At 67.1% G+C, this 22,210-nt stretch carries 15 protein-coding genes, 1 tRNA gene, 2 rRNA genes and 1 pseudogene (1 of these 19 cut by a window edge); 9 read left to right on the forward strand and 10 right to left on the reverse strand.

The genetic code is table 11. From position 1 onward, the window contains the following. The 5 genes and pseudogenes from AC27L4_RS17725 to AC27L4_RS17745 form a co-directional block, all read left to right on the forward strand. Positions 1–2,304: ribosomal RNA gene (locus AC27L4_RS17725) — 23S ribosomal RNA — on the forward strand; it begins 524 nt to the left of the window's first position. 134 nt (positions 2,305–2,438) lie between these two features. Beyond that, positions 2,439–2,553: ribosomal RNA gene (gene rrf / locus AC27L4_RS17730) — 5S ribosomal RNA — on the forward strand. A 64-nt stretch (positions 2,554–2,617) separates the two neighbouring features. Then, positions 2,618–2,694 (forward strand) — tRNA-Met (locus tag AC27L4_RS17735). A gap of 416 nt (positions 2,695–3,110) precedes the next feature. Continuing rightward, positions 3,111–4,550: pseudogene (locus AC27L4_RS17740) on the forward strand (IS701 family transposase). Between the two features lie 87 nt (positions 4,551–4,637). Then, positions 4,638–5,864, forward strand: a complete 1,227-nt coding sequence (locus tag AC27L4_RS17745; RefSeq protein WP_487143549.1) for an ISAzo13 family transposase — start codon at positions 4,638–4,640, stop codon at positions 5,862–5,864. 248 nt (positions 5,865–6,112) lie between these two features. Here AC27L4_RS17745 and AC27L4_RS17750 read toward each other — a convergent pair whose 3' ends face one another. Continuing rightward, on the reverse strand, positions 6,113–8,056 hold the full coding sequence (locus AC27L4_RS17750; RefSeq protein ID WP_487143550.1) for a solute carrier family 23 protein: 1,944 nt from the start codon (positions 8,054–8,056) through the stop codon (positions 6,113–6,115). A 384-nt stretch (positions 8,057–8,440) separates the two neighbouring features. On the opposite strand from AC27L4_RS17750, the gene AC27L4_RS17755 reads away from it, so the two are divergent. After that, positions 8,441–9,394, forward strand: coding sequence for a LysR family transcriptional regulator (locus AC27L4_RS17755; protein WP_487143552.1), 954 nt, complete (start codon positions 8,441–8,443; stop codon positions 9,392–9,394). A 33-nt stretch (positions 9,395–9,427) separates the two neighbouring features. Here the strand turns inward: AC27L4_RS17755 and AC27L4_RS17760 are convergent, their stop codons facing one another. From AC27L4_RS17760 to AC27L4_RS17785, 6 genes are all read right to left on the reverse strand, one after another. Next, positions 9,428–10,372: a PDR/VanB family oxidoreductase gene (locus tag AC27L4_RS17760; RefSeq protein ID WP_487143553.1), complete on the reverse strand. Its 945-nt coding sequence runs from the start codon at positions 10,370–10,372 to the stop codon at positions 9,428–9,430. Further along, positions 10,369–11,019 carry a glutathione S-transferase family protein gene (locus tag AC27L4_RS17765; RefSeq protein ID WP_487143555.1) on the reverse strand — a complete coding sequence of 217 codons (651 nt, stop codon included), beginning with the start codon at positions 11,017–11,019 and terminating at the stop codon, positions 10,369–10,371. Before AC27L4_RS17765 ends, AC27L4_RS17760 begins: the two co-directional genes overlap by 4 nt. Next, entirely contained in the window at positions 11,016–11,618 is a 603-nt protein-coding gene (locus AC27L4_RS17770) for a Rieske 2Fe-2S domain-containing protein (RefSeq protein WP_487143557.1), read from the reverse strand. The genes AC27L4_RS17765 and AC27L4_RS17770 overlap by 4 nt, the downstream gene beginning before the upstream one ends. After that, a complete protein-coding gene (locus AC27L4_RS17775; protein ID WP_487143558.1) occupies positions 11,615–12,457 on the reverse strand; it encodes a hypothetical protein in 843 nt (280 codons plus the stop codon). Before AC27L4_RS17775 ends, AC27L4_RS17770 begins: the two co-directional genes overlap by 4 nt. 7 nt (positions 12,458–12,464) lie before the next feature. Further along, entirely contained in the window at positions 12,465–13,520 is a 1,056-nt protein-coding gene (locus tag AC27L4_RS17780) for a Rieske 2Fe-2S domain-containing protein (RefSeq protein ID WP_487143559.1), read from the reverse strand. 176 nt (positions 13,521–13,696) lie between these two features. Beyond that, positions 13,697–14,590, reverse strand: a complete 894-nt coding sequence (locus AC27L4_RS17785; RefSeq protein WP_487143561.1) for a LysR family transcriptional regulator — start codon at positions 14,588–14,590, stop codon at positions 13,697–13,699. A 123-nt stretch (positions 14,591–14,713) separates the two neighbouring features. Between AC27L4_RS17785 and AC27L4_RS17790 the strand changes: the two genes are divergently transcribed. Then, a complete protein-coding gene (locus tag AC27L4_RS17790) occupies positions 14,714–16,213 on the forward strand; it encodes a CoA-acylating methylmalonate-semialdehyde dehydrogenase (protein ID WP_487143562.1) in 1,500 nt (499 codons plus the stop codon). A 251-nt stretch (positions 16,214–16,464) separates the two neighbouring features. Here AC27L4_RS17790 and attM read toward each other — a convergent pair whose 3' ends face one another. After that, positions 16,465–17,253 carry an AttM family quorum-quenching N-acyl homoserine lactonase gene (gene attM / locus AC27L4_RS17795; RefSeq protein WP_487143563.1) on the reverse strand — a complete coding sequence of 263 codons (789 nt, stop codon included), beginning with the start codon at positions 17,251–17,253 and terminating at the stop codon, positions 16,465–16,467. Between the two features lie 35 nt (positions 17,254–17,288). Then, positions 17,289–18,575: a hydroxyacid-oxoacid transhydrogenase gene (locus AC27L4_RS17800; protein ID WP_487143564.1), complete on the reverse strand. Its 1,287-nt coding sequence runs from the start codon at positions 18,573–18,575 to the stop codon at positions 17,289–17,291. Between the two features lie 135 nt (positions 18,576–18,710). Here AC27L4_RS17800 and AC27L4_RS17805 point away from each other — a divergent pair, with 135 nt between their 5' ends. Together AC27L4_RS17805 and AC27L4_RS17810 are read left to right on the forward strand one after the other, a co-directional pair. Further along, positions 18,711–20,153, forward strand: a complete 1,443-nt coding sequence (locus AC27L4_RS17805; protein ID WP_487143565.1) for an FAD-binding oxidoreductase — start codon at positions 18,711–18,713, stop codon at positions 20,151–20,153. Between the two features lie 13 nt (positions 20,154–20,166). Next, positions 20,167–20,943: a FadR/GntR family transcriptional regulator gene (locus AC27L4_RS17810; protein WP_487143566.1), complete on the forward strand. Its 777-nt coding sequence runs from the start codon at positions 20,167–20,169 to the stop codon at positions 20,941–20,943. 195 nt (positions 20,944–21,138) lie between these two features. On the opposite strand, the gene AC27L4_RS17815 is transcribed toward AC27L4_RS17810, so the two are convergent. Next, positions 21,139–22,113, reverse strand: a complete 975-nt coding sequence (locus AC27L4_RS17815) for a small ribosomal subunit Rsm22 family protein (RefSeq protein WP_487143567.1) — start codon at positions 22,111–22,113, stop codon at positions 21,139–21,141. Positions 22,114–22,210: the final 97 nt, after the last annotated feature.

The following is a 22,210-nucleotide window of genomic DNA, read 5'->3' on the forward strand; positions in this document are numbered from 1 at the left end:
GAGGGAAAGGTGAAAAGATCCCCGACGAGGGGAGTGAAAGAGATCCTGAAACCGGATGCCTACAAACAGGTGGAGCCCGAGGTTCGCGAGAGCCTGGGTGACACCGTACCTTTTGTATAATGGGCCAGCGACTTAGTGAGACGGGCGAGCTTAAGCCGATAGGTGTAGGCGCAGCGAAAGCGAGTCTGAACAGGGCGTTCAGTCCGTCTTATTAGACCCGAAACCGATGTGATCTAGCCATGAGCAGGTTGAAGGTGGGGTAACACCCACTGGAGGACCGAACCGGTGTCTGTTGAAAAAGCCTCGGATGACTTGTGGCTAGGGGTGAAAGGCCAATCAAACTCGGAAATAGCTGGTTCTCCGCGAAATCTATTTAGGTAGAGCGTCGCATGAATGCTCCAGGGGGTAGAGCACTGGATGGGCTAGGGGATCTTACCGGTCTACCAAACCTAACCAAACTCCGAATACCTGGAAGCAATGTGCGGCAGACAGACGGCGGGTGCTAACGTCCGTCGTCGAGAGGGAAAAAACCCTGACCACCAGCTAAGGCCCCCAATTCGTGGCTAAGTGGGAAAGGATGTGAGGATCCCATAACAACCAGGAGGTTGGCTTAGAAGCAGCCATCCTTTAAAGAAAGCGTAACAGCTCACTGGTCTAAACAAGGGTCTTTGCGCCGACAATGTACCGGGGCTCAAGCCACGAGCCGAAGCTGTGGGTGTGCGCAAGCACGCGGTAGCGGAGCGTTCCATAGGCCTGTGAAGGCGGACCCGTGAGGGCTGCTGGAGGTATTGGAAGTGCGAATGCTGGCATGAGTAACGACAAACAGTGTGAGAGACACTGTCGCCGAAAGTCCAAGGGTTCCTGCGTAAAGCTAATCTGCGCAGGGTTAGTCGGCCCCTAAGGCGAGGCTGAAAAGCGTAGTCGATGGGAATGCGGTGAATATTCCGCAACCAGTGGAAGGTGACGAATCCCAACCGTCGTCCGGTCTTATCGGATTGATCAGGCGGCCTCGGGGTTCCAGGAAACAGCCTCCACGTGAGACCGTACCCGAAACCGACACAGGTGGACTGGTAGAGTATACCAAGGCGCTTGAGAGAATGATGCTGAAGGAACTCGGCAATTTACCTCCGTAACTTCGGGATAAGGAGGCCTCGTTGGTGGGCAACCATTGGCGAGGGGCACAAACTAGGGGGTGGCGACTGTTTAACAAAAACACAGGGCTCTGCTAAGCCGCAAGGCGACGTATAGGGTCTGACGCCTGCCCGGTGCCGGAAGGTTAAGAGGAGAGGTGCAAGCTTTGAATCGAAGCCCCGGTAAACGGCGGCCGTAACTATAACGGTCCTAAGGTAGCGAAATTCCTTGTCGGGTAAGTTCCGACCTGCACGAATGGCGTAACGATCTCCCCGCTGTCTCCAGCATCAACTCAGTGAAATTGAATTCCCCGTGAAGATGCGGGGTACCTGCACTTAGACGGAAAGACCCCGTGCACCTTTACTATAACTTTACACTGGCATTCGTGTTTGCATGTGTAGGATAGGTGGTAGGCTTTGAAGCGAGGGCGCCAGCTCTCGTGGAGCCACCCTTGAAATACCACCCTTATGAACATGGATGTCTAACCGCGGACCGTCATCCGGTTCCGGGACAGTGTATGGTGGGTAGTTTGACTGGGGCGGTCGCCTCCCAAAGAGTAACGGAGGCGTGCGAAGGTGGGCTCAGACCGGTCGGAAATCGGTCGTCGAGTGCAATGGCATAAGCCCGCCTGACTGCGAGACTGACACGTCGAGCAGAGACGAAAGTCGGCCATAGTGATCCGGTGGTCCGTTGTGGAACGGCCATCGCTCAACGAATAAAAGGTACGCCGGGGATAACAGGCTGATGATTCCCAAGAGTCCATATCGACGGAATCGTTTGGCACCTCGATGTCGACTCATCACATCCTGGGGCTGGAGAAGGTCCCAAGGGTTCGGCTGTTCGCCGATTAAAGTGGTACGTGAGTTGGGTTCAAAACGTCGTGAGACAGTTTGGTCCCTATCTGGTGTGGGCGTAGGAGAATTGAGAGGATCTGTCCTTAGTACGAGAGGACCGGGATGGACGTACCTCTGGTGGACCTGTTGTGGCGCCAGCCGCAGTGCAGGGTAGCTATGTACGGTCGGGATAACCGCTGAAGGCATCTAAGCGGGAAACCCACCTCAAGATGAGTTCTCCCTTGAAAGCCGTGGTAGACCACCACGTTGATAGGCCGGGTGTGGAAGCGCCGCGAGGCGCGCAGCTAACCGGTACTAATCGCTTGATCGGCTTGATCGCTCTCATTGCCAATGCTCACGTCGCAAATCGCAAGATTTGTCGACTGCGCGAACGAAGTTCGTCGCAACAGCCGCGAACCGAACGGTTCGTCGGCCGCACACGCAGGACCGCTTGCTTCAATTGTCTTTCGCCGGCCTGGTGGCTTGAGCGAGGAGCCTGAACCCGATCCCATCCCGAACTCGGCCGTTAAACTCCTCCGCGCCGATGGTACTATGTCTCAAGACCTGGGAGAGTAGGTCGTCGCCAGGCCTGCCAAGGACAATTCCTCTTCATCATGCTCCCGTCTCCGGTTGTCGGGCACCGACGACCCTGCCGCGGGGTGGAGCAGCCCGGTAGCTCGTCAGGCTCATAACCTGAAGGCCGCAGGTTCAAATCCTGCCCCCGCAACCAACGCAAAAAAGCCCGCCGTCCCCCAGGGACCGCGGGCTTTTTGCCGTTCCGATCCCCGACCCGCCAGGCAAGGCCCGCGCCGCACAAGCTGAACCGCGCCGAACCGCCGGAAGCCCTCTCCGCGCCACAAGCGACACCCCGTTCCGTCCCCGCCGCAGATCGCCTGAACGGCAATGCGCGGTGTGACGGCTCACCGGCACGAACGCCCCGCCTTGGCGGTCGGCGGAGATGCTTCACCAAACCAGCGCCGCTGCATCGCGCCGAGAAATTGTCGATCCCCGACCGCATATCCGGATGCTGACCCTATGACGGAATCAATGCCGCAACACGGGCAGAGGGCCGTTCCGGCGACGTCCTCCAACCATTCCTCGATATCGGCCGCGGCAAACGTCCGGCAGCAGTAGAAGCAGGGTGGGATGGACGGTTTGGCGAGCCGGGAGAGTGAAGCGCGCTTTTCGAGCTATGTCGAGGGTCTTGTCGGGGTGATCGGGCATGCGGACCGGGCGGAGCCGCTGCGCGCTTATTGTCTCGGGCTGCTGCTGCCGGGCGAGCGCAAGAGCGTGGAGCCGATGGCGGCGGTGACGGCGCCGTCCCGGGTGGCGGCGCAGCATCAGGCGCTGCTGCATTTTGTCGGCAATGCGCCGTAGCCGGATGAGCCGGTGCTGGCCAAGGTGCGCGAGCAGGTGCTGCCGGCGATCGAGCGCAGTGGGCCGATCGAAGCCTGGATCATCGATGACACGGGCTTTCCGAAGAAGGGGCGTCATTCGGTCGGGGTGACGCGGCAAGATTGCGGCCAGCTCGGCAAGCAGGACAACTGCCAGGTGGCGGTGAGCCTGTCGATCGCCAACCATGCCGCCAGCCTGCCGGTGGCCTACCGGCTGTACCTGCCGGAAGATTGGGCGGCAGATCCGCTGCGGCGGGCCAAGGCGGGCGTGCCGCCGGAGGTGGCGTTTGCGACCAAGCCGGAGATCGCGCTGGCCCAGCTGCGGGCGGCGTGTGCGGCAGGTCTTCCACGAGGGACGGTGCTGATGGATGCCGGCTATGGCGTCGACACGCGCCTGCGCACCGAGATCACCGCCCTCGGCCTTCGCTACGCAGCGGGCCTGACGTCGACCATGACGGTGTGGCCGCCCGGCACCGGGCCGTTGCCGCCGCGGGAGCGGAGCGGCCGGGGCCGGCCGGGCACGCGCCTGCGCCGGGATGCCGAGCATCGGCCGGTCACGGTCAAGGCCCTGGCGCTCAGCCTGCCGGCTTCGGCCTGGGAAACCATCCGTTGGCGCGAGGGCGCGGCCGACTGGCTGAGCTCGCGCTACGCCAGGGTGCGCGTGCGCCCGGCCCACCGCGACGAGCAACTCACCCAGCCGCGCCCGGAAGAATGGCTGCTGATCGAATGGCCCGAAAGCGAGGTGGAGCCGGTCAAATATTGGTTCTCCACCCTGCCCGAGGCCATCCCCTTCGCCGACCTGGTCGATGTCACCAAGCTGCGCTGGCGCATCGAACGCGACCACCAGGACCTCAAGCAGGAGGTCGGGCTCGGCCACTACGAAGGGCGAGGCTGGCGAGGCTTCCACCATCACGCCACCCTGTGCATCGCCGCCTACGGCTTCCTGGTCTCCGAAAGGGAGACGATTCCCCCCTCCGGACCGGGCACCGCCGCGAACCTCCCGCAACCTGCCCTTCCCGACGATTATCGACCCCGAGGCGCCGCCGGTCCGGCCCGAACGGCACATGCCCAACTCGATCGCCTCCATGCGCCGACGCCTCACCGTCGCTCTCGCCGGCAGCCTGCAGCGCTGTCCCTGCTGCAACGCACCGCGCAAGCCACCGACTGCCCCACAATGCTTGTGACGCAGTAAGGGGCCGGAAGGGAATAGGCGAATCGGTTGGGCTTTTTGGTGATGTCGTGGGATTCCTGTCGGAGGCAGAGTGTCGTATCGTAGGGGATGATTGACGAAGTTTCCCTGCGCAAGCGCCAGTCTGCGCTTCTGCGGCACCTTGACGAACGGCAACGGCGGTTGTTTGCGGCCAGCGAGGCGAAGGCGGCCGGTCATGGCGGCATAGCGGCGGTTTCGCGTGTGACGGGCATCGCGCCGAGTACGATCGGGCGCGGGTTGAAGGACATCGCGGCTCCTGCGTCCCTGCCGAAAGGTCGCGTTCGTCGCCCGGGCGGCGGACGCAAGTCACTGGTTGAGAAAGAGCCCCAGTTGCTCCTTGATCTGCTGGGGCTGGTCGAGCCGGGCGCGCGCGGGGATCCGATGTCGCCGCTGCGCTGGACCTGCAAGAGCACCCGTCGCTTGGCCGCTCAACTCGGGGAACTTGGCCACAAAGTCAGCCACACGGTGGTCGGAGAGTTGCTGAAGGCGGAAAAGTTCAGCTTGCAGGCCAATCGCAAAACCCTGGAAGGCGCGGACCATCCCGACCGCGACGCTCAGTTCCAAGTGGTCAACGCCGCGGTCAAGACCGCTTTGGCGGACCAGCAGCCGGTCATCTCGGTCGATACGAAGAAGAAGGAACTGGTCGGCGACTTCAAGAACGCCGGCCGGGAATGGCGGCCCCGAGGCGATCCCGAGACGGTGCGCGTGCACGACTTTCTCATCCAGGAACTGGGGCGCGCCATTCCCTATGGCGTTTACGACCTCGCCGCCAACGCGGGCTGGGTGAGTGTCGGCATGGACAATGACACCGCGGCTTTCGCCGCGCAGACCATCCGCCGATGGTGGCGGGAGGTCGGCTGCTGTCGCTATCCCCTGGCCAGGCGCCTGGTCATCACCGCCGATGGTGGCGGCAGCAACGCCTCGCGCGGACGCCTTTGGAAGCTTGAATTGCAGCGCCTCGCCGATGAACTGGGTCTCTCGATCGAAGTGCACCACCTCCCGCCGGGAACAAGCAAGTGGAACAAGATCGAGCACCGCCTGTTCTCGTTCATCACCCAAAATTGGCGCGCGCACCCTCTCGTCAGCTATCGCGTCATCGTCGATCTGATCGCCTCGACAACCACGAAGACCGGGTTGACGGTCCTGTGTGAACTCGACACCAACACATATCCCAAAGGCATCGCCGTCTCCGACGCCGACTGGCAAAACATCAACATCCGCCGCCACGATTTCCACGGCGAATGGAATTATACAATCGACCCATCAACCCAAATACCAGAAGCGGTTATTTCCTGACCGACCCTAAGACTAGGGCGTTTTGCGATTTGACGGAATCGCGTCAAGTCGCAAAGACGCGTCGAAACAAGGCGTTAGAGCAAAGCGGGTTTCCATCGAAACGCGCTTTGCTCCAGGGCTCGCCCCTGGCCGCCGGCCGGAAAGCGGTGGGTGCCGTCCGGCACCCACGACAACGCCTTGCAATGATGGAAACTGGCGGCGGCAGCACCGGTCCCGGCACTGCCGCGCATGAGAGGGCCGGGCGGATGCTAGGCCGGCTGGGGCAGGAGGATCGATGCGAGGGCGTGGGCTCTCGGATTGGCGTCGGCGACGAGACGGTCGAAGCGGTGATTGGCGATCCTGGCGACCTCGACCAGCGCGGCTGCCCGCTCCACGGCGGGCGCGTTCGCCAGCCGGGCGCGGCCGTTGGCGACGACGCGCTCATAGCGCTCCACATCCCCGGCCGAGACGATCAGCGGGAAGCCGAAATGCCCGCGATAGGAGCGCGCGAGCCGGACGACCGCATCATGGTCGGAGGGATCGAGCCCGCCGATGCCGGCTTCGGCATGGTCCAGCAGGTAGGCGTTGTCGGCGTCGGCCTCCGATCCCAGGTCGGGGAAGGAGGCGAGCAGGTCTTGCTGCTCCTGCGTGGTTCCCGCGAGCATCGCGGTCTGGAACGCCGAGCGCAATGCGATCGTGTCGGCGAAGGGCCGCATCGCCCAGGCACGCTCGATCACCCAGGGTGTGTTCTCGACCAGCCTGCCGAACGTCTCGCAGAACGCTTCCCGGCTCATGCCGTTGACGTCCTCGATCGTGACGAGCCTGGCGCCCGGCCTTCCGGCAACGGCCGCGCCGCCGGAGCCGAAGGCGTTGAACAGCAGATTGAGCACGATCGCCGACAGGGCGCCCAAGATAATGCCGCTGTTGAAGATGATCTGCGCCCAGTGCGGGAGCGCATTGCCGACGAAGGGCTGCGCCGTCACCAGCATGCCCAGCCCGATGCTGACGGAGACCACGACGACGTTGTTCTGGTTGTTGAAGTCGACCTTGCCGAGCGTCTGGATGCCGACGGCCGCGACGGCGCCGAACATGGCCAGGGCCGCGCCGCCCAGGACGGGAGCGGGAATGCCGGCGACGATAGCCCCGGCCTTCGGCAGCGAGCCGAGCAGGATCATGATGACGCCGGCGGCCGCCACGACCCAGCGGCTCTTGACCTGGGTCAGGCGCACCAGGCCGACATTCTGGGCGAAGCAGGTGTAGGGAAAGGCATTCAGCACGCCGCCGATGAAGGTGGCCAGGCCATCGGCGCGGATGGCCCTGGCGATGTCCTCGTGGCGGATGCGCTTCCTGACGATCTCGCCGGTGGCGTAGACGTCGCCGGCGGTCTCGACCATGGTGATGATCATCACCACGATCATTGACAGGATCGCCGACAGGCCGAAGGTCGGCCAGCCGAAATAGAACGGCAGCGTATAGCCGAACCATGGCGATGAGCCTACATCGCCGAAATGGGCGTCGCCGAGCAGCCACGCCGCGGCCGTTCCGGCAACCAGGCCGATCAGGACGGCGATCGTTTGCAGGAATCCCGAGGACAGGCGCTGGATGGCGACGATCAGCGCCAACGTGCCCAGGCCATAGGCGAGGTTCTTGAGCAGGACCGGGTTCTGCATGGCGTTCGGGCCGCTGCCGGCGACGACGTAGTTTGCCGCCACCGGCAGCAGGCCGACACCGATGATCAGGATGACCGAGCCGACCACGACCGGTGGGAAGAAGCGCATCAGCCTGGTGAAATAGGACGCCGCCAGGAAGGTGAAGACGCCGGCCACCATGACCGAGCCATAGATCGCCAGGAGGCCCTGCGTGCCGCCGCCGGCCTCGAGCCCGATGGCGACCATCGGGCCGACCGCGGTGATCGTCACGCCCTGCAGCAGCGGCAGGCGGACGCCGATGCGTCCGATGCCGACCGATTGCAGCAGGGAGGCGATGCCGCAGGTAAAGAGATCGGCATTGATGAGGTGGATCAGTTGTTCCGTCGTCAGCCCGAGGGCTCCCGCCAGGATGATGGGCGTCAGGATCGCGCCGGCGTAGAAGGCAAGCACATGCTGCATGCCGTAGGCCGCCAGCTTCGAGGCCGGAAGCATCTCGTCGACCGGGTGGATCCGGGATGCGTGGCCGGGATCGGTCCGGCGCTCGATACCAAGGGAAGGCGTCATCTTGCATCTCGCACGAAATCGCCGAGGACCGGACGAGGAGCACCAGGCAGTCTCGGCGGGGAGAAAACAGGTCACATGCCGCGCATTACCGAGGTAATCTCAGAAAATACTTGCGGCGTTCGCATGAAATCGGACGTCGTCCGTCGATGTCGGGCTAATTTGTCAACCTGAGGAGATGGATTGCGGCGTGCGCAGGTCTGTTGAAGTGTTGCTGCGCGTGTGGAGAATGCAATGAAGATACAAGTCTTCGTTTCGAAGTGGCTTCGAGCACGGCTTTTTCCTCCCGATCCTTTCCGGATATCTTGTTGCCGGAAACTGTATGGCTCGCTAAGCTTCCTGGAAAGCGGGGGATCTTGAACCCGTCGTTCAGGATTATGGACGCTCATGGGCTATCAGTACGAGCTGAGCGACATTCTTGCCTTCCGGCAGATTGCCAAGGCCGGCAGCATTTCCGGGGCGGCGGCTCTCTACAATGCGCCGAAGGCGACCCTGAGCCTGCATTTGCGCCGCCTTGAGGATGCGCTGCAGGTCGAATTGTTCGTCCGCAAGGCCAAGGGGCTGGATCTCACCGATGCCGGCAAGGAGTTCCTGGAGCATTGCGCGGCGATCTTCGACAGTTGCGAGAATGCGGCTCTCGCCGCGCAGCGGGCGCATTCGACCATTCGCGGCCATGTTCGCGTGGCCTCGAGCTCCGAGTTCGGCACATTGATGCTCGGCGCCGCGACGCTGCGGTTCTCGGCCGAGAATCCCGGCATCGACTTCGACCTGCACCTCTACTCGCCCGAGCAGATCCTGGCGGGGCATCTCGATTTCGACTGCCTGATCCATGTCGGCGAGCCCGCCGACTCCGGCCTGATGCGACGCAAGCTCAGCACCGTGTCCTACGGCCTCTTCGCCAGCCCGTCATTCCTGCGCCGGCACGGCACGCCCGAGAGCATCGAGGCCGTGGAGGGAATGCAGGGCGTCGTCTATGCCCGCAACGGCGCGGCGGAGCAGTGGACGCTGCGCAACGGCAGCCGTGTCGTGCAGGTGAGGCCCTACCGCAAATTCAACGTCAATGAATACTGGATGGGCAAGTGCTTCGTCGTCAAAGGCTCGGCCATGGGCTACCTGCCCGATTTCTTCGTCAAGCATGAGGTGGAGCGCGGCGCGCTCGTGCCGATCCTGCCGCAATGGCGTTCGGAGAGCACCGACATCTACGCCATCTATCCGGCGCAGCGCCACCGCAACCCCCGGGTCATGAAGTTCGTCGAGATGCTCTGCGCACATTTCGGCGATTTCATCCGCGACCCCGGCTACTCGCTGATCGAATCGGAGCAGGGGCAACCCGGGGCCTGAGCGGGGTTTTTCGAACCCGCTCAGGGCGCGCGTTCACAGGTCCAGGACGATCCTGCCGCCCTTGCAGCGCGAGACGCACGGCGTGATGACCTTGCCCGATGCATGCTCCCTGGCATTGAAATAGACGTCGCGATGTTCGGGCTCGCCTTCGACGACGGCGGTGGCGCAGGTGCCGCAGGCTCCCTGCTCGCAGGAGGTCAGCAGGTCGACGCCGGCCTCGATCAGCGCCTGGGCCATGGTCTGGCCCGGCTCGACCATGACCGTGACGCCGGACCGGCGGGCGACCACCTCGAAGCTGCCGTTGGATCGGGCTGGCACTGGCGCGGCGGCAAAATATTCCAGGTGAATCCGCTCCTCCGGGATGCCGCGTGTCCTGGCCAGGGTGGTGACGAGGTCCATGAACGGCGCCGGGCCGCAGGTATAGACGTGGGCCCTCGTCGCGGCCGCGGACAGGAGCTGCTCCAGCAGGCCGTCGAGGGCCGGCGGCACCAGGCCGCAATGGATCGTCATCCGGGCATCGGCGTCGAGGATCGAGCAGAAGGGCGCCATGGCGGCGTCCCGGGCGAAGAGATGCAGCCCGAACGGCGTGCCCCGCTGTTCCAGGTGGCGCGCCATGGCCAGGAGCGGCGTGATGCCGATGCCGCCGGCAAGCAGCAGCGCCGGAGCATCATGCGCGTGCAGGTGGAAATTGTTGCGCGGCGCACTGATGCCGAGCCGGTCGCCGGTCTTGAGCGCATGCATGGCGACCGAGCCGCCACGGGACTTGGCCTCCCGCTTCACGCCGATGTAATAGGCGCCGTCGTCCCGCGGCCCGTTCCACAGCGAATACTGCCGGACCAGCCCGTCGGCGACGTGCACGTCGATATGGGCGCCCGGCTCGGCCGGCGGCAGGGCCGTTCCGTCGGCGGGCGTCAGCTCGAAGCAGCGGACTTCCGGGGTTTCGTCCCAGAGGCGGGACACCACGACCTGTCGTGTCATGCGCGGCCTCCCCGGAGCGGCAGCGGCAGCATCCCGGCCATCGGACTGAATCCCTCGAGGCGCATGAAGCGTTCGACCCAGCGCATGACCGAAGGGTAGTCCGCCTGCGAAACGCCGCCTTCCTCGGCCAGGGCGACATAGGGAAAGCAGGCGATGTCGGCGATCGTCGGCCGCTCGCCCTCGCACAGCCAGTCATGGCCGGCGCGTTCGGCGAACCACAGATGCTCGTCGAGCACGCGCAGCAGCCGATGGCCGCCGGCGCGGGCCTTGCGGATGTCGACGTCGAAGAACATGGCGTCGTGCAGCCGGGCGGCGGAGATCGTCGCGGTGAGGGCGTCGGCGAAGGCCAGCCAGCTCTGGATCGGCCCGAGCCGGTGCGGCTGGCGGAGCGGGTACCAATGACCGTCGGGATCGTATTTCGCAGCCAGATGCACCAGGATCGCCTGGGCGTCGCGCACGACCACGCCGTCGTCCTCAAGAACGGGAAGCTGGCCCAGCGGGTTGAGCGCGAGAAACGCGTCGGAGCGATGCTCGAAGCCGGGGTAGAAGTCCACCGGCTGCTTGACATGGGCGAGGCCGAGCCAGCCCAGCAGCAGGCGCACCTTGTAGCAATTGCCGGACACGGCATAGTCGTGGAGCCTGATCACGCCCCCGCCTCCAGCTTGCGTCGCAACGCGGTCAAAGCGAGGTTTGCCCGCCGCGCGGCTTCGATGTCGGGCTCGCCCGAGCGGCGACGGACGAACCCATAGGCCGTCGCCTGCCGTGCTCCGGTGGGACTGACGACGATGCGGAGCGTATCGAGGCCGGCGCAGGCCTGCGCCACGGTCCCGGCGTCGGCGTTGAAAGGCAGAGGGCGCAGCAGGATCTCCTCGGCAGTCGGCGCAAATCCCGCCGGGGGCACGGCGTCGTCGCTCCCCGACGCCCAGACGATGCCGCCGGCTGTCGACGACGGCAGGACGCGGGCTCCCGCCCTTGGCAGCGCCTTGCCCGGTTCCGCCGGAATGAAGACGACCGATCCGTCCGCGCCGAAGCGCCAGCCGTGATAGACGTCCTCGACGCAGCCGCCGAGATTGCGTCCGGCACTGAGCCGGACGCTGCGATGCTGGCAATTGTCCTCCCAGACATGGATGCGGCCGGCATTGCAGCGCCAGAGCACCAGCGCCAGCGTGCCGAGCGCGCTGCGCACCAGGCTGAACGGGCGGACATCCCGCTCCAGCGCGACGGGCCAGGTTCCGGACATCGTCATGACGCACCCCATGCCGCGCCGTAGCGTACATTCCTGGCGCGGAGCCAGGCGCGATAGGCGAGCGAGGCCCGGTCGACCGACACGGACGTCTCGGCGACCTCGTCCAGCGGCAGCTTTCGTCGCGTATGGCGCTCCAGCGCGTATTTGTCCTGGACCGAGATCCATTGCTGGTCGGACCGCAGCTGCCTCTCGTCCATCCAGTCTTCCCGCACCCAGGCCAGCATCTTGTGGGCGATGAAGCTTTCCTCCGACGTCGGCTGGCAGAAGATGCCGAGGAAGTCGTAGCGCTGCGCCTCCCCGTCCCGCAGCGGGCGATGGATGCACAGGATCACCGAATAGGGCGCCGGGATACGGTAGGTGTATTCGGCCATGCCGCCCGTCAGCGGCAGATAGGCCCGATGGCTGTGCGACCACAGAGCACCATGCCCGTCCACGGATGTCTCATGGAACGCGAGTTCGGGGTGCGCTTCGTCCCCGAGAATGCCGGGATGCAGGAAGGCGTAGTGGGCGTTGTCGACGACATTGTCGACCACGCGGAGCCCGGAGCATCGGAGAGGCGTCGACCACACGTTCATGACGAGGCGGTCGACCTCGTAATATTCGATCAGCGGCGGCGGCGGTTGCGCCGGCTCGCCGAGGGTCGTCCAGACATAGCCGAGGCGCTCGATGGCCGGCAGCGGCCGGCCGTCAAGCGCGACGGCGATCCAGGTCGGATGCAGGGTCAGCGACAGGTCTCGGTCGAGCAGCCGCGTCCGCGTGCGGCCCTGCCGCCGCAGGTCGATCGGCGAGCCGACGGGATACCAGGCGTCCCAGGCCGTCTTGTCGTCCTCGGCATCCATGGCCCCCTCACGCGCTTTCCATGACCGTGGTGCGCAGGGCCTCCCTGAAGGCCTCGGCGCCGCTCATGGCTGCGGCGGACAATTCGCGCAGCCATTTGCGGTACTGGTTGGAGACCTTGTCGGTCGGCAGCGAGATCTCCTCCAGCGACAGCCCGCCCGGCTGCGTCTCGATGATCGGCTTGTCCTCCGCGAGCACGACCTTCTGGAAGGCCAGCGGCACCGCATCGTCGAGGTCGGCATCGGCATGGGCGAGGATCATGAAGTTGCGGCAGGCGTTCTCGCTCACTGGGCTCGAGGCCGTCCACAGCAGGAACGGGCTGCCGTCGCGGTAGAGCCGGATACTCAGATTGATCGTGAACGGCATCGAGGCGCGGTAGTCGAACGAGCCCAGCGGGCTGTCCGGGGGCAGCATGTCGAGCATGTCCTTGCCGGGCTCCATGACGAAGCGCAGCTCGCCGTCGACGCGGTCCATCGGCACGATCGCCGGCTCGGCATAGGCCGGATCGTAGAGCGTGCCGGGATGGACATAGGCAAAATGCGAGAAATCGGTGAAATTCTCCCAGCGCCGCTCGGCCGAGCTGCTCCAGTCATACGGCTCCGCCACGATGACGCGCTTGAGCCGCGGGTCGTCCCACGCGCCGCAATAGGGGATCGTCGTGCAGTCCCAGGACGAGTCGAGCCTCACCCAGACGAGGCCGTACTTGACCTCGCAGGCATAGGCCCTGGTCAGGGCCTTGGCCGGGATCGGATCGCGGGGACAGGCAGGCATGCGCACGCAGCGGCCGGCCTCGTCGTACTGCCAGCCGTGATAGGGGCATTGCAGCACCTTGCCCTCGACCACCTTGCCGGCGGAGAGCCTGGCGAACCGGTGGGCGCAGCGATCCTGCAGGGCGACGACCCTGCCGGCCAGCCTGGCGACGACGACGGCCTCGTCGAGCAGCGTCACGCCCAGCGGCCCCTCTCCCGAAGGATGGGCGCGCTCCAGCTCCGAGACCGTGCAGACCGGATGCCAGAAATGTCTGAGATAGGTCCGGTCCGCGACCAGAGGCTTGGAAATCCCCATCGTCCCCACATCCCGTTTCGTTTGGCGATGCGTCAGGGATAGCGGTGAGACGGCGGCCAAAAAAGGCAATGAAAGCAGACGGGGCGTTCAGCAATATGAACGATGGCGAAGCTGCGGCCGGCCGCTCGGGAGCGGACGTGAGGCGCCGTCCCGGACATCCCGCGTCCCGCCGGCGCTCACGCCTGCCCGCGCGCAAAGCTCGCCCGTTCGGCCCGCACCCGCGCGGTGATGTGGTCGGCCACGGCGGCGACGCGGCGGGTGGCGTGGGTGTCGGGGTGCGAGACCAGCCAGTAGCTGCGGGTGAAGCGGGTTCCCGGTAGCAGCCGGCGCAGCTCCGGATAGCGGCAGGCGGCATAGTCGTGCAGGATGCCGACGCCGTGACCGGCCCGCACCGCCTCCATCTGGGCGACGACGCTGCCGCATTCGAAGCGCCGGTGCATCAGCCGGCCGAGCGCTTCCGCATAGTCGAGGGCGCGGCTGTAGACGAGGTCGTCGACATGGGTGACGAAGAGGCGGCCGGCGAGGTCGTCCTCGCAGTCGATGGCGCCGGCGCTCTCGAGATAGCTCTCGGCCGCATAGACGCTCAGCGTATAGTCGGTCAGCTTCTTGACCAGGAGCCGCCCCTGAGCCGGGCGATCGAGCGTCACCACGATGTCGGCCTCGCGCCGCGACAGCGAGAAGGTGCGCGGCAGCGGCACGAGCTGGATGACGAGGTCGGGGTGCCGGGCGGCCAGCGCCCCGAGTTCCCGGGCGAGGAAGTAGTTGCCGAGCCCGTCCGGCGCGCCCACCCGCACGGTGCCGCTGACCGCCGCCGATATGCCCGAGACCAGGGCGCCGACCTTGAGGAACTCCGATTCCGCCGTCTCCGCCGCCAGCAGCAGCGCCTCTCCGGCGGCGGTCAGGGTACAGCCCTGGGTCTGGCGGTCGACCAGGCGGGTGCCGAACTCCTCCTCCAGGGCGGTGAGCTGGCGCCCGACCGTGGCGTGGTTCAGCCCGAGCTGGCGCGCCGCGCCGAGCAGCTGCCCGCTGCGGGCGATGGCCAGGAAGATGCGGATATGGTCCCAGTCCATGGGATGACTTTAAAATTCGCACATCAGGAGTGCAATACCTCGCGTTGATGTGCGGACGTGTCGATTGCATAAGCCTTGCCGACACCGGCGCGAAGGCCGGCCCCACCGGCTCCGGAGGACATCATGACACGCGAGATTTCCCACTTCGTCGGCGGCAAGCTCACCGCCGGCCGGAGCGGGCGCAGCGCCCCGGTCTACAATCCCGCCACCGGCGAGGTGGCCGCCAATGTCGCGCTGGCCTCGGTGGAGGAGGTGCGCGCCGCCGTCGCCGCGGCCAAGGCCGCCGCCCCGGCCTGGGCCGGCACCACGCCGCTGCGTCGCGCCCGCATCCTCAACCGCTTCCTGCACATCCTGGAGGAGCGCACAGACGAGCTCGCCGTGGTGATCACCGCCGAGCACGGCAAGGTGCTGTCGGATGCCAAGGGCGAGATCCAGCGCGGCATGGAGGTGGTCGAGTTCGCCACCGCCGCCCCCCAGCTGCTCAAGGGCGAGGTGACGGAGAATGTCGGCACCCGCGTCGACAGCCATTCCCTGCGCCAGCCGCTCGGCGTCGTCGCCGGCATCACGCCGTTCAACTTCCCGGCCATGGTGCCGATGTGGATGTTCCCGGTGGCGCTTGCCTGCGGCAACTGCTTCATCCTCAAGCCGTCGGAGCGCGATCCCTCCGCCTCGCTGCTGCTGGCGCAGTGGCTGAAGGAGGCCGGCCTGCCGGACGGCGTGTTCAGTGTCGTGCAGGGCGACAAGGAAGCGGTCGACGCCATCCTGACCGATCCCGACATCGCCGCGGTCAGCTTTGTCGGCTCGACGCCGATCGCCCGCTACATCTATGAGACGGCCTCGCGCAACGGCAAGCGCTGTCAGGCCCTAGGCGGCGCCAAGAACCACATGATCGTCATGCCCGACGCCGATCTCGACCAGGCGGTCGACGCGCTGATGGGCGCGGCCTACGGCTCGGCCGGCGAGCGCTGCATGGCGATCTCGGTGGCGGTGCCGGTCGGCGAGAAGACCGCCGACGCCCTGATGGCCAAGCTGGAGCCGAAGGTGCGCGCCCTCAAGATCGGACCCGGCACCGACCCGGAGGCCGAGATGGGGCCGCTGGTGACCCGTCAGCATCTCGACAAGGTGCGCGGCTACATTGATGCCGGCGTCGCCGAGGGCGCCAGGCTGGTCGTCGACGGCCGCGGCTTCAGGATGCAGGGCTACGAGAACGGCTTCTTCGTCGGTGGCACGCTGTTCGACCACGTCACCACCGACATGACGATCTACAAGGAGGAGATCTTCGGGCCGGTCCTGGCCGTGGCGCGCGTGCCCGACTACAAGACCGCCGCCCGCATGATCAACGAGCACGAATACGGCAACGGCACGGCGATCTTCACCCGCGACGGCGACGCCGCCCGCGAATTCGCCCACCAGATCCAGGTCGGCATGGTCGGCATCAACGTGCCGATCCCGGTGCCGATGGCGTTCCACTCCTTCGGCGGCTGGAAGGCCTCGCTGTTCGGCGACCACCACATGCACGGGCCGGAGGGCGTGCGCTTCTACACCAAGCTGAAGACGATCACGAGCCGCTGGCCGACCGGCATCCGCGCCGGGGCCGACTTCGTCATGCCGACGATGAAGTAGGCGCCGGCCGGCACGCACCGGACCCGTCTTGACGCGCGAGCCCGCCGCCCGGAAAAGGCGGCGGGCTCGTGCTTGTTTGAAGCGATTCAAGGAACGGTATTGAATCGTTTCAAGCGGGACTGGCCGGCGTCGCGTCCGGCGCAATCATTCGCGAGCGGGCTTCATGTCCGTTCGGTGTGATTTGCCGGCAAAGTTTGTGCCGGCATCGCTCATCGTCCGGATCCGGGGCGCCGCCGCACGGGCGTCCGGCCTCACAGGTAGCGCGGCGTCTGCTTGAAGCCGGGCCAGGCGTCGGGATCGTGGCCGGTCACCACCCGCGCGCCGGTGCGCTCGGCGAGATGCCGCAGCTTCTGGACGGAGCGGACCGTATCGACGGTCGAGGCGAGGAAGCCGGGCAGGGCCTTCTCGTTCCAGTGGTCGAGGGTGTAGGCGGCGTCGATGGTCAGGAGCAGCGGCCCGCTCCGGGGCAGCGTCACCAGGAAGGACTGGTGGCCGGGCGCGTGGCCGGGGGTGAAGATCATCTTCAGGGTGCCGTCGCCGAAGAGATCGTAGCCATCGGTGACGTCGCCCTCCAGGAACTGCCATTTCAGGCCCGGCCGGTCGAAGTCGTTGCGGATATAGCCGCCGCGGGCGAACCAGTCCGGCGTGAAGGCGTATTCGTACTCGCGGCGCTGGACGATGTGCAGCGCGTTGGGGAAGCGGCCGACGGCGCCGGTGTGGTCGAGATGCAGGTGCGACTGCACGACATGGGTGACGTCCTCGGCCCGGATGCCCATGGCGGCGAGCTGCTGCACGCAGCCGTCGCTTTCCTGCATCACCGGCCAGTAGACGTCGACGATGCCGCCCCAGTAGCCGCGCGGATCGGAGGCGCATTCGACCGCGTTGCCGCCGTCGATCACCACGATGCCCTTGGGGTGCCGGATCATGAACCAGGGCACCGGGATCTCGTAGTCCTGGTCGAGACCCTGGTTCATCTTGATGTTGTGGACCTTGCACTTCAGCGTTCCGCTCTGGAACATGTGCAGCTCGATGTCGCTCATCCCATTCCTCCCAAGGGCTGTAACTGTCCGCTCGCTCACCAGTTGGCGAGCGACCGGCGCATGATGGTTTCGATCTCGGCCGCGCCGGCCGCCTTCGGTGCGATCACCAGGAGGCGCTGCTGCTTCAGCGCGCCCTGCACCAGGGCCGGAATGTCCTCCTCGCCATAGCCGAGCGCCGCGATGCCGGACGGCGCGCCGACCGCCTGCATCAGTTCGATCAGGGCGTTGGGCAGGGAATCGGGGCCGGGATCGGCGATCGGACCGCCGGTAAGCAGCTCGGCCGCCTTGATGTGCTTGTCCGGCGCCGCGTCGAAGGTGAAGCGGAACGCGGCGGGCGAGGTGACGATCACGGAAAAGCCGTGCGGCACGAAATTGTGCCCGGTCTCGTAGCCGGGCGCCCGGTAGACATGCTTGAGGCCGGCCAGCGGATAGGCGCAGGCGTGCGGGATGTGCACGCCGGCCGTGCCGAAGCCGATGCCGGCCATGGTGGCGCCGAGCATCATCGTGCCGCGGGCCTCCAGGTCGTTGCCGTCCCGCACCGCGCGCCGGAGATAGCGTCCGCCGAACTCGATCGCCTTCAGCGACCAGATGTCGGCGACGGGATTGCTGCCCTGGTAAGGCGGCCGGTCGTCCGGCGTCGCCGGCCGCGGCCGGGCATCGAAGGGGCGCGAGATGTAGGATTCCACCGCATGGCAGACCACGTCGAGCCCGCAGGCGGCGGTGACCGCGGCCGGCGTGGTGCGGGCGAGTTCGGGGTCGACGATGGCCAGCGTCGGCCGCATATAGCGGTGCGAGATGCCGGTCTTCATCTTCAACTCGGGGATGTCGAGCACCGCCACCGTCGTCGCCTCGGAGCCCGAGCCGGAGGTGGTGGGGATGGCGATCAGCGGCCTGAGCGGCGAGGGCGGCTTGCGGCCGCCGCCCACGGGTGCGTTGACATAGTCGATGATCGCGCCGCCGTGGCTGCGGATGAGGTTGGCGACCTTGGCCGTATCGATGGTCGAGCCGCCGCCCAGCGCCACGAATCCGTCGACGGCATGCTCGGCGGCAAAGGCCGCGGCCTGGCCGAAGGACTCGATGGTCGGCTCGACATGGATCGCCTCGTAGACGACGACGCCGGTGCCGGCGCGCGCGGCGATCTCGACGACCCGGTCCGTCAGGCCGAGCTTGCGCAACTGCGGGTCGGCGACCAGCAGAACCTTGCCGAGGCCGAGGCGCTTCAGCTCCCAGCCCAGTTCCTCCACGGCGCCGTTGCCGAATTTGAGCTGGGTGGCCTCCAGTGTGAAGATCGTCTCGTTGGGACCGCGATCCGCAGGCGCCATAACCCTCTCCTTTGCCGGCCGGGGCAGGGCCCGGCATCGTTCGCCGCCAGCGCGCATCAAGCGGTCGCTTGCGAAATTTCGCGGACCGTCCCACAATGGTGACTAGATGTCAATGTTACTGGCTGACATGGTCATATGATGAATTTACGACCCGATCCCTCTCCGGCCCACCAGGGGCTGGTGGCGCGCCTGCGCGAGGCGCTGCCGACCGGGGCCGTGCTCGACGATGCCGCCGATCTCGCCGCGTTCGAGACCGATTGGCGTCGCCTGCGTTCGAATCCTGCGCTCTGCGCGGTGCTGCCCACCGGCACCGCCGATGTCGCGACGGCGGTGCGGCTGTGCGCCGCGGCCGGCGTCGCAGTGGTGCCGCAGGGCGGCAACACCGGCCTGGTCGCCGGCGCCGTGCCGATCGCCGGCGTGCCGCAGGTCGTGCTGTCGCTCCGGCGCATGGCGGCGGTGACCGAGGTCGACCCTGTCGGCGACAGCCTGACCGCCCAGGCCGGTGCGACGCTGCGCAGCGTCCAGGAGGCTGCGGCCGAGGCGGGGCGGCTCTTCCCCCTCAGCCTTGCCGCCGAGGGCACGGCCCAGATCGGCGGCCTGATCGCCACCAATGCCGGCGGTCTGCAGGTGCTGGCCTATGGATCGATGCGCGCCCTGGTGCTGGGCCTCGAGGTCGTGCTGCCGGATGGGCGTGTCTGGAGCGGCCTGCGGGCGCTGCGCAAGGATAACACCGGCTTCGACCTGAAGCAGTTGTTCATCGGTTCCGAAGGTACATTCGGCATCGTCACCGCCGCCTGCCTGCGCCTGTTCCCGGCAGTGGCCCAGCGCGTGACCGCGCTCGTCGCCGTGGCGTCCGTGGAGCAGGCGCTGGCGCTGTTCCAGGCCGCCCGCGGCCGCACCGGCAGCGCCCTCACCATGTGCGAGTTCGTGGCGGGCGAGGCCATGCGGCTGGTGGCGCGGCACATGCCTGGAGCCCGTCCGCCCTTCGACGCGCCGGCCTATGTCCTCATGGAACTGTCCTCCCCCGGCGTCGACGATCCCCTGCCGCGGGTGATGGAGCAGATCCTGGAGGCGGCGCTGGCCGACGGCGTCGCGCAGGACGCGGTCATCGCCCAGAGCGAGCGCGAACGCACGCAGTTGTTGCGCCTGCGCGAGGAAATCTCCGACGCCGAGCTCGCCGACGGCGGTGCCGTGAAGCACGACGTCGCCGTGCCGATTGCGCTCATCCCCGAGACCGTGGCGGCGGTGGAGGAGTTGGTGCGCCGGCGCTTTCCGGGCTGCCGCCCCAACATCTTCGGCCATCTCGGCGACGGCAACCTGCACGTCAACATCCGCCCCCCGGAAGGCCGCCGCGTCGCCGATCTCGGCCCGCTTTACCAGGAGATCACCCTGGCGGTGGAGGAGATGGCCATGGCGCGCCGCGGCTCCTTCAGCGCCGAGCACGGTATCGGCCAGTTGCGCGCGGCCAGCCTGCGCCGCCACAAGGGGGAGGCGGACATCGCGCTGATGGCGACTTTGAAACAGGCGCTCGATCCGCATAACATCCTGAACCCGGGCAAGATTCTGTCCGAGGGCTGAAAAGGGGGCAGGGTTGGCCGTCAAGGATCCGGTGCGAGACGCGGCCGAGCCGGCGGGATCGGGAGGAGACCGGCGCATCGACCGGCCGCAGCCGCTGGCGGAACGGGTGGTCGCCTCGCTGCACGAGGACATCGAGAGCGGACGCCTCGGCGCCGGGGATCGGCTGCCGACCGAGCCGGATCTCGCCGCCAGCTTCGGCGTCAGCCGCACGGTGATCCGCGAGGCGGTGTCGCGCCTCAAGGCCGACGGCATCCTGGTCAGCCGGCAAGGCGCCGGCGTCTTCGTGTCGGACGCGCCGCTGCAGCGTTCCTTCCGCATTCGCGACGAGGAGGTGACGAGCGGGGTGGCGCTGCGCGAGATCTTCGAGCTGCGCCTGTGCCTGGAGGTGGAAGGGGCGGCGCTGGCTGCCGTCCGGCGCACCGAGGCGGATCTCGCCACCCTCGCCCACTGGCTGGCCGAGATGGACCGCACCAAGCTCGGCCCCGATTTCGGGGTTGCCGCCGACGTGGAGTTCCACCGCAGCGTGGCGATCGCCAGCGGCAACGGCAAGGTCGCCGATTTCCAGCGCTATCTGTCGGTGCTGCTGCGCCAGAGCGTCACCGTCGCCCGCGGCAACACGCTGAAGCAGCCCGAACTGGTCGACGCCGTGGTCGAGGAGCACCGCCGCGTCCACCGCGCCATCGCCGACGGTTCGGCCGCGGCGGCGCGCGAGGCCATGCGCCGCCACCTCCTCTCCGCCGCCATCCGCCTCGGCGTCATCGCCGCCGAGGAGGCCGCGCGACTGTCCTGAGGCGCGACCTCGCAGCTCGACCTTATCCAACCCTGACGGGAGGCGAGACGGCGCGCACAGGGGGGCGACGTCGACGCGCCGGGCGTTTCGCGATGTCCCGGTTTGATCGAGATGCCCATGAATGCATGCCATCGGGTGGCATGCCGCGTCGCGAGCGTGGCGGATGCGCATGGCAGATAGCCTGGCAAGCGATCGTCAGCCCTCGCCCCGATCCAGGGCGTCGCCCCAGTCGGCCCGCCGCGCCGCCTTGAACAGGGCGCCGTCGCGGCGGCTGGTGACGGCGAGACCGGCTTCGCCGTCCGAGCGGCAGAGCTTCAGCCGCACCAGGCCGCTCGCCGCATCCGGACGGGCCAGGACGCGGGCGTCCGGCAGCGACACCGGCCGGCGCGAGGCGGCGAAGAAGGCGTATTTCTCGTCCTCCCACGGCACCTCGGCGCCCTTGGCGAGCCGGTGCCGGCGCGAGCGGGCGACGCGGCGGGCGAAATGGCACCAGTCCGGCGCTGCGAGCGGGCAGGCGAGGGCGTGCGGGCAGGGCGCCACCGGATAGGCGCCCGCTTCCAGCAGCGCCGCGCGCACGGCGAGGATGCGCCGGGCGCCGGCCGGCGTGCCGGGCTCGACGACGACGAGGATGCCGTCAGTCAGGTTCCACAGGCGACGGACCAGCGGCGCGATCTCCTCGTCCTCGATCTCGTCCAGCACATAGGCGAGGGTGACGAGGTCGGCCGGGGCGGCGGCCGGCATGGCGCGGACGGCATCGCCCGCCAGCCATTGCACCTCGACGTCGAGCCGGCGCGACAGCGTCTCGCCGACCTGGCGGATGGCCGGGCTCGCTTCCACCAGCGTCGCGGCCGCGAGAGCCGGCCAGCAGTCGGCGGCGGCCCACAGGGCCGAGCCGGGGCCGGCGCCGACGTCGAGCTGCGTGCGGGGGGCGAAGTCGGGGGCAACGTCCTCGATCAGGCCGAGAGCCGCGCGGATCGCCGCATAGGTCGCGGGCAGGCGGGTGGCGAGATAGGCCCTCGCCGCGACGTCGCCGTCGATGTGCAGGCGCCCGTCCCGGACTTCCTGCCGGTAGCGCTGCGACAGCCGTGCCGCCGCCCCCTTGATCTCCGCGCCCGGACTTGCCGCGAGCAGCCGCTCCACTTCCTGTCGCAGGGGGCCTGGCAGTTCCATGATCCTCGCCGGTGCCGGAGAGGCCCGCGTCCCGGAATGGGAGCGGCCGCAGCATCTCTCCGTCCGCGCACCCTTACACGAAGCCGGGCTCCCGCGC

Source organism: Labrys sp. Lb11 (assembly GCF_057554225.1).